Genomic DNA, 6,893 nt, shown 5'->3' on the forward strand with positions numbered 1-6,893 from the left:
TCAGCGCAGCAGGCGCTCGACCGCATCCGTCAGCGCGTCGACGTCGACGGTGCGCGCAGGGACGGAGGCGGCGTGGAGCAGGGCGCCTTCCAGCAGGTCGGAGACCGCGCGCGCGGCCGGGGCGGGGTCGGCGTGACCCGCCTGCGCGAGCAGTGCCTCGAGCAGGTCGAGGAAGCGGCGGTGTCCCGCGGCCATGGCCGGGCCGGCCGTCTCGTCGAGGAGCAGCGCCATCCGGGCGCGGGTCGCACGCACGTGGCGGGGGGAGGCCATGGAGCCGACGCTCTCGGCCAGGGATCGCGCGACCGTCGGCACGGAGGTGGCGTCCGGCTGTCCGGGGTCGAGGGCGGCCAGGTCCAGCTGCTCGAGCCGGTCCACGATCGCCATGAGGAGCGCGGAGCGGCTCCGGAAGCAGTTGGACGTGCTGCCGGGGGGAAGTCCGGCCTCGGTGTCGACGGCTCGGTGGGTGAGGCCGCGCAGCCCGTCGCGCGCGAGCACGGTCACGGCGGCGTCCGCGACGAGTTCGGAGCGGGTGGGCACGCGAGCAGACTACAGGTGTTGTATTACTACAGATGTAGTTGTACCGTCAAAATCATGTCCTTGATCACCATCGTCGGCGGTGGAGTCGCCGGGCTCACGCTGGCAGCGACCCTGGATCCGGCCGCGTACGACGTGACGATCATCGAGCGGCATCCCGGCTACAGCAGGGTTCCGACGGCGTTCGGCATCTGGCCGTTCGCGCTCGAGGCGCTCGAGCGGATCACGCTCGCCGATGCACTGCGGGAGCGCGGCCTGCTGCTGAACTCCGGGCTGATCGGTGCCGACAGCGCGGGACGCCCGGTGACCATGACCAAGCAGGACCCCGGCACCTGGCTGATCACCCGCCCGGCGCTGCTCGAGCTGCTGGACGAGGCGGTTCCCACGACCTTCCGGCGCGAGCACCGGCGCGTCGACGACGCGACCACCCTGGACGGCGACCTCGTCGTGGCCGCCGACGGGGCCCGCAGCGCCGTGCGTCGTCAGGTCTGGGGCGACGAGCCACGGGACACGGGCGTCGTGGCGATCCGCGGCGCGTTGGAGACGCCGCCCGGCATACCCCTCGACCAGATGCGCGAGTACTGGGGCGACGGGATGCTCTTCGGCGTCGCGCCCAATCCGATGCCGCACGGCATCGGCACGAACTGGTACGCCTCGGCGCGCCGCGGCGAGGAGTCGCCCGCCGAGGCGCTGGCCTGGACCCGCGGCGCCTTCGCCGGCTTTCCCGAGCCTGTCCGCGCGACCCTCGCGGCCGCCGATCCGGAGCACACCGTGGTCAACACGATCCTCGAGTCCCGCCGTCCGCGGGAGCTGGTGAAGGACCGGTACGTGCTGGTCGGCGACGCGGCGCACGCGATGTCGCCCAACCTGGGGAGAGGCGCCTGCGAGGCGATGGTCGACGCGATCGTCCTGGGGGAGGCCCTCAACGAGCACGGGACGGAGGGCGTCCGCCGGTACGAGAAGCAACGGTTGCGCGCCGGGCAGCGCACTCGGGCGGCCGCAGCGATGGCACGGCGGATCGCGCTGTCACCCCGGGCCGGACGAGCGCTCGTGCAGGTGGCCGGGAGGGTGGGCTGACGCCGCGCAGCTCCGGGCGCAATCCATATCTGCGACCCCGTCCGGATCACTGCTGGTCAAGATCGTCACGGACGGCGAGAGTGGAGGGATGGACGCGGCCGCCGAGGCCGACGCAGACCCGAGGAGGAGCCATGGCCTTCGTCGTGGCCGCCGTGCAGGCGGCGTACGTGTTGCTCGACCGGGACGCCACCGTCGCCCGCGTCGAGACGCTGACGGCCGAGGCCGCCGGTCAGGGCGCCGCGCTGGTGGTCTTTCCCGAGGCGTTCATCCCGGGCACTCCCTTGTGGATCGACAGCGTGCCCGTCTGGGACGGCGACGGGCCTTGGTACGCCCGCCTCGTCGACCAGTCGGTGGTCGTGCCCGGGCCGACCACCGAACGACTCGGGAGGGCCGCTCGCTCCCACGGGGTCCACCTCGTCATCGGGGTGCAGGAGCGCGAGCCGCACGGCACCACCGTCTACAACACCGTCCTGTACTTCGGCCCCGACGGACGGCTGCTGTCCAAGCACCGCAAGCTCGTGCCGACCGGCTCCGAGCGCACGGTCTGGGGCCAGGGTGACGGCTCGACGCTCGAGGCGGTGCCCACGGCGCTGGGCCGGCTCGGGGGACTCATCTGCTGGGAAACTACATGCCGCTCGCACGCTTCCATCTCTATGCCCAGGGGGTCGAGGTGTGGCTCGCGCCGACGCTGGCTCGCGGCGACGGGTGGGTCGCCACGATGCGGCACATCGCCCGCGAGGGCCGGCTGTGGGTGGTCGGCGTGAACCCGGTCCTCCGGCGCGATCAGATCCCCGACGGCCTCCCCGACCGCGAACGCATCGCTCCGGAGCCCGGTCCGGACGACGGGGACTGGATCGAGCCCGGGAACACGGTGATCTGCGACCCGAACGGCCAGATCGTCGCGGGGCCGCTGCGCCATGCGGAGGGCATCCTCACCGCCGAGATCGATCTGTCCACCGTCGCGGAGATGCGCCGGTTGTTCGACCCGGTCGGGCACTACCACCGGCCCGACGTCTTCCAGCTGAGCGTCGACACCAGGCCGCGGCCTGCGGTCACGACGATCGGCTGAGGCTTGCCGCGGGCTTGCGCGCCGGTGACCATGAGGGATGACCAGCCCGACCCGCAGGACGTTCGTCCGTGGTCTGCTCGTGGTCCTGCTGACCGTGGGGACGGTGATGGCCATGCTGTGGGCGCTGCAACGCCGGCTGATCTACTACCCGGACGCGGCACCCGTGCCGCCCGCCGTGGAGGCCCTGCCCGGCGCTCGTGACGTCACCCTCCAGACCGCCGACGGGCTGGACCTCGGCGCGTGGTTCGTGCCGGCGACCGCCCGGTCCGACACCGGGATGGCGGTCCTGGTCGCACCGGGCAACGGCGGCAACCGCGCCGGTCGGGCCGACCTCGCCCGCGAGCTGAGCCGGCGCGGACTCGCCGTGCTGCTGATGGACTACCGCGGCTACGGCGGCAATCCGGGCCGGCCGGGGGAGGAGGGGCTGGGCACCGACGCGGACGCGGCCGTGAGGGCGCTCGAGGAGCTGGGGTACCCGCCCGGGCGCACCCTGTACTTCGGCGAGTCGATCGGCTCCGGCGTCGTCGCGGCGCTCCAGGCGCGGCACCCGCCGGCCGGCGTCGTGCTCCGCTCGCCGTTCACCGCGCTGGCGGACGTCGGCGCCCACCACTACCCGTGGCTGCCCGTCCGCCTGCTGCTGCGCGACCGGTTCCCCGTGGTGGAGCACCTGGCCACGAGCGACGTGCCGGTCCACCGTGATCTACGGCGACCGCGACTCGGTGGTGCCGACCGCGCTCAGCGCCCGCGTCGCGGACGAGGCGCCGTCGCTGGCCGAGCGCGTCGTCATCGCCCGCGCCGACCACAACGACCCCGTCATGTTCGGTCCCCGGGTGGCCGACGCCGTACTCCGGCTGGCGCGCCGGGTCGGCTGAGCAGCATCCGAGCGAGACGGGGATTTTACCCGCTTCGGTGACGTGACGTCCCCTCGTGGCCCGGGGGCAGCTCTCCCAGACCAGCCCTCATATGGCTCCGGATTCGAAGAATCGCCCGGCCCGGTCCAGCACTCGGCTCAGCCCATCTTGTCGACCCAGCGGACGAGCCGCCCGTCCTCGCCGACCTCGTGGAAGGCGGGCGGGCCGGGGACGGGGTCGACGCGCAGGCTGGCGATGACCTCGGCCGGCCCGAACAGGTCCTCCTCGACCGCGGTGGTCCAGTGGACGTGGGGCGCCATCGCCTGCTCGAGGCGCGCCCAGTCACGTCGCTCGATGTAGCTCAGGATGTTGCCCACCGCGGGGACCTGCTCAGCCATGGCCCCATGCTGGCAGGCCCCCGAAAGATGAGCCCAGCGGACGCGGGATGTGTAGCGGGAGCGGGGGCTTGGCGGGCGGGTCAGTCCTCGGGCAGGGCGGCGAACGCCTTCTTCGTGTCGTTGTACCAACCGAGCGACTTCTTGGGGTGGCGCCAGCGGCCCTTCATGGCGTCGCGGGCCTCCTGGTGGGTGGCGTCGCCGGCCTTCTCGGCGGCCTTCAGGTGCTGGTCCTGGGACTTGATGACGGCATCGGCCGTCTCGCCGCGGTGGGCCAGGTCGCAGGGTCCTCCGAGCTGGCGGCAGGTCATGGTCTTCATCGTTCTCTCCTTCGGGCGTGGATGCTTCTGATCTGTTGACGAACGGGGCGCACGAGGTGTGACCGGCTCAGGGGCGCTGCTCGTCGCCGTCGCGGCGGACGACGTGCGCGAGCACCTCCGGCGCGGCGCGGAAGGTGATGCCGCGGACGAGACCGTCCTCGACCGCGAAGTCGAGGACGACCCGGGCCGCGCCGCGGTGGAACCACGCGCTGGCCGGGCGGTCGCCGACGAACACGGGCAGGGCGGCGTGGGCGCTGCCGTTGAAGAACGCGGCGACCTCACCCTGACCCTCGATCCGACTCGGAGTGCCTGCCAGGATCGCGGCGTCGTCGGCCGAGACCGCGGCATCGGGCGCCAGCAACCGCAGCAGCCGGTCGAACTCGCCGCCCCGGGCCGCGGCCATGAAGGCGTCCACCACCTCCCAGTCGGCGAGCGCGTCCCGGGGCTGCGACTGGCTCACCTTCGCCCGTGCCCGCGACGCCAGCTTCCGCGCCGCGACGGGCGTGGTGTCGAGGACGGCCGCGATGGTCGGGAACTCGAACCCGAAGCTGTCGTGCAGGACGAACGCCACCCGCTCGCGCGGGGAGAGCCGGTCAAGCACCACGCTCAGGGCGATGCCGACCGTGTCGGCGAGGGCGACGTCGTCCGCCGGGTCGTCGGCGGTCTCGCCGGGGTCGAGGTCGTCGACCGGGAACGGGGTGCGCGAGCGCAGCCGGTCGAGGCACAGGCGGGTCGTCACCGTGGTGAGCCACCCCGGCAGGTTCTCGATCTCGGCATCGGTCCCGTGCATGCGCAACCACGCCTGCTGCACGACGTCCTGCGCTTCTGCCGGATCGCCCAGCACGCGGCTCGCGATGGCCACGAGGCGCGGTCGCTCGGCCTCGAAGATCTCCGTCTGGTCCACGGCGTCCACCCTTCCATCCTGATCGGTCATCTCCCTGACGCGTGGGATGCGCGAGGTGTGACCGGCGTGGTCGACTTTCGCGTGCACCCCGGCGGGTGCACAGTGGGAGCGAGGGGCGTGATCGTGATGACGAACCTTCTTCGCTGGGCCGTGGTCGCCATCGCGACCCTCCACGGCCTGATCCACCTCCTGGGCGCCGCCGAGCGGTTCGGCTGGACCGACGATCCGACGCTCGAGCGGTCCGACGCGCTCGGCGTCCTGTGGCTGGCGGCCGCGATCGCGCTGTTCGCCGCGGCCCTGCTCGCCGCCCTGGGGGCACCGACCTGGTGGTGGATCCTGGCGGTCGCCGCGGCCGTGACCTCGCAGGTCGCGATCCTGACCTCCTGGGACATCTCGGGCTCCGGGACCCTGGTGAACCTGCTGATCCTCTACGTGGCGCTGTACTCGTTCATGCTGCGCGGGCCGCCGAGCTTCCGGGCGCAGTGGAAGCGACGGGCGAGCGAGGCGCTGGCGACGGTCGACCCCGACCCGGGGCCGGTGACCGAGGCCGACCTGGCCGCGCTGCCCGGACCCCTCGCCGCGTACGTCCGGAGGTCGGGCGCCGTCGGCCGGCCCCGACCCACGAGTCTCCAGGTGCGGTTCAGCGGGCGGATCCGCAGCGCGCCCCACGCCGCGTGGATGCCGTTCCGGGCCAGGCAGGTCAGCACCCTCGGACCGAACCCGCAGCGGCTGTTCCTCATGGACGCCACCCGCTCCGGCCTGCCCGTCACGGTGCTGCACGTCTACTGCGACGTGAGGGCGACGATGCGCGCCAAGGTGATGTCGATGATCACCGTCGTCGACGCGTCCGGACCCGAGATGGACCTGGGCGAGACCGTCACGGTGTTCAACGACCTGGTCGTCCTGGCGCCGGGCGCGATCCCGGACGCGCCGGTGACGTGGACCGACCTGGGGGAGCGGCGGGTCCGCGGCGTCTTCACCAACGGCGACCAGACGGTCTCGGCGGTGCTGACCTTCGACGAGACCGACGACCTCGTCGACTTCGTCTCCGAGGACCGGTCGCGGGTCTCGCCCGACGGGAAGTCGTTCGTCCGGCAGCCGTGGTCGACGCCGCTGCGGGCGTACCGGCAGGCGGACGGACGTCGCGTGCTCTCCTCGGGTGCCGCGCGGTGGCGCACGCCCGACGGCTGGTTCACCTACATCGAGCTCGAGGTGGAGGAGGTCCTGGGCTCGCCGACGCTCACCGTGGACGCACCGTCGACGCACCCATCGCCACCACGACGAGGGTGATGAGCGCCGAGGCGAGCAGCCCGGCGCCGAGGTGCCACTTCAGGAGCGCGGCCCCGGCGGCCGCCCCGGCGAGGATGAGCACGACCGCCGCGATCCGGCGTCCGCTGCCGCCGCCTTTTCCGGAGCCCAGGACCGAGTCCGCGGCCAGCCCGGTGATGGTCGAGGTGACGACGACGGTGGTCACGTCCTTGACCCCGATGAAGCGCGCCGTGGCCGCCTGCAGTCCCATCGCCGCGCCCAGCAGGAACGTGATCGTCAGGGCGACCGGGCGTTCCGGCTCCGCGTCGACCAGCACCAGCACCGCCAGCGCCAGGATCACCAAGCCGACCACGCCCAGCAGGGACGTCGTCCTGCCGGACCAGCCCTGCACCGCGTTCCTGAGCACCCGGCCGCCCAGGGCCGCACCCGCCATGAAGCCCACCAGAGCCAGCACCGGTCCGAGTACCGGCAGGG

General features: G+C 72.9%; 8 protein-coding genes and 1 pseudogene. 4 read left to right on the top strand and 5 right to left on the bottom strand.

Annotation, left to right across the window (positions count from 1 at the left end; all coding sequences use genetic code 11):
* The gene (locus AFL01nite_RS10430; protein ID WP_146827616.1) at positions 1-537 is read right to left on the bottom strand and encodes a TetR/AcrR family transcriptional regulator; all 537 of its coding nucleotides are present in this window, start codon (positions 535-537) and stop codon (positions 1-3) included.
* Between the two features lie 54 nt (positions 538-591).
* Between AFL01nite_RS10430 and AFL01nite_RS10435 the strand changes: the two genes are divergently transcribed.
* From AFL01nite_RS10435 to AFL01nite_RS10445, 3 genes and pseudogenes are all read left to right on the top strand, one after another.
* Complete coding sequence (locus AFL01nite_RS10435) at positions 592-1,611, top strand: FAD-dependent monooxygenase (RefSeq protein WP_146827617.1); 1,020 nt, start codon at positions 592-594, stop codon at positions 1,609-1,611.
* 131 nt (positions 1,612-1,742) lie between these two features.
* Positions 1,743-2,680 (top strand): annotated as a pseudogene (locus AFL01nite_RS10440) (carbon-nitrogen hydrolase family protein).
* 37 nt (positions 2,681-2,717) lie between these two features.
* Positions 2,718-3,593 (top strand): alpha/beta hydrolase, encoded by an 876-nt coding sequence (locus AFL01nite_RS10445; protein WP_246119678.1) that lies wholly within the window; start codon positions 2,718-2,720, stop codon positions 3,591-3,593.
* 96 nt (positions 3,594-3,689) lie between these two features.
* Here AFL01nite_RS10445 and AFL01nite_RS10450 read toward each other — a convergent pair whose 3' ends face one another.
* From AFL01nite_RS10450 to AFL01nite_RS10460, 3 genes are all read right to left on the bottom strand, one after another.
* Positions 3,690-3,929, bottom strand: a complete 240-nt coding sequence (locus AFL01nite_RS10450) for a hypothetical protein (RefSeq protein ID WP_146827618.1) — start codon at positions 3,927-3,929, stop codon at positions 3,690-3,692.
* Between the two features lie 80 nt (positions 3,930-4,009).
* Entirely contained in the window at positions 4,010-4,246 is a 237-nt protein-coding gene (locus tag AFL01nite_RS10455; protein ID WP_146827619.1) for a hypothetical protein, read from the bottom strand.
* Between the two features lie 67 nt (positions 4,247-4,313).
* Positions 4,314-5,150, bottom strand: coding sequence for a sigma-70 family RNA polymerase sigma factor (locus tag AFL01nite_RS10460; protein ID WP_186813905.1), 837 nt, complete (start codon positions 5,148-5,150; stop codon positions 4,314-4,316).
* Positions 5,151-5,276: 126 nt separating this feature from the next.
* Between AFL01nite_RS10460 and AFL01nite_RS10465 the strand changes: the two genes are divergently transcribed.
* On the top strand, positions 5,277-6,440 hold the full coding sequence (locus tag AFL01nite_RS10465) for a DUF6544 family protein (protein ID WP_307724464.1): 1,164 nt from the start codon (positions 5,277-5,279) through the stop codon (positions 6,438-6,440).
* Here AFL01nite_RS10465 and AFL01nite_RS10470 read toward each other — a convergent pair.
* A partial coding sequence (locus AFL01nite_RS10470) for a DUF1275 family protein (RefSeq protein ID WP_146827622.1) occupies positions 6,391-6,893 on the bottom strand: 503 nt, incomplete at its 5' end. The genes AFL01nite_RS10465 and AFL01nite_RS10470 overlap by 50 nt on opposite strands.

The organism is Aeromicrobium flavum (assembly GCF_007992115.1).
GTDB lineage: Bacteria > Actinomycetota > Actinomycetes > Propionibacteriales > Nocardioidaceae > Aeromicrobium > Aeromicrobium flavum.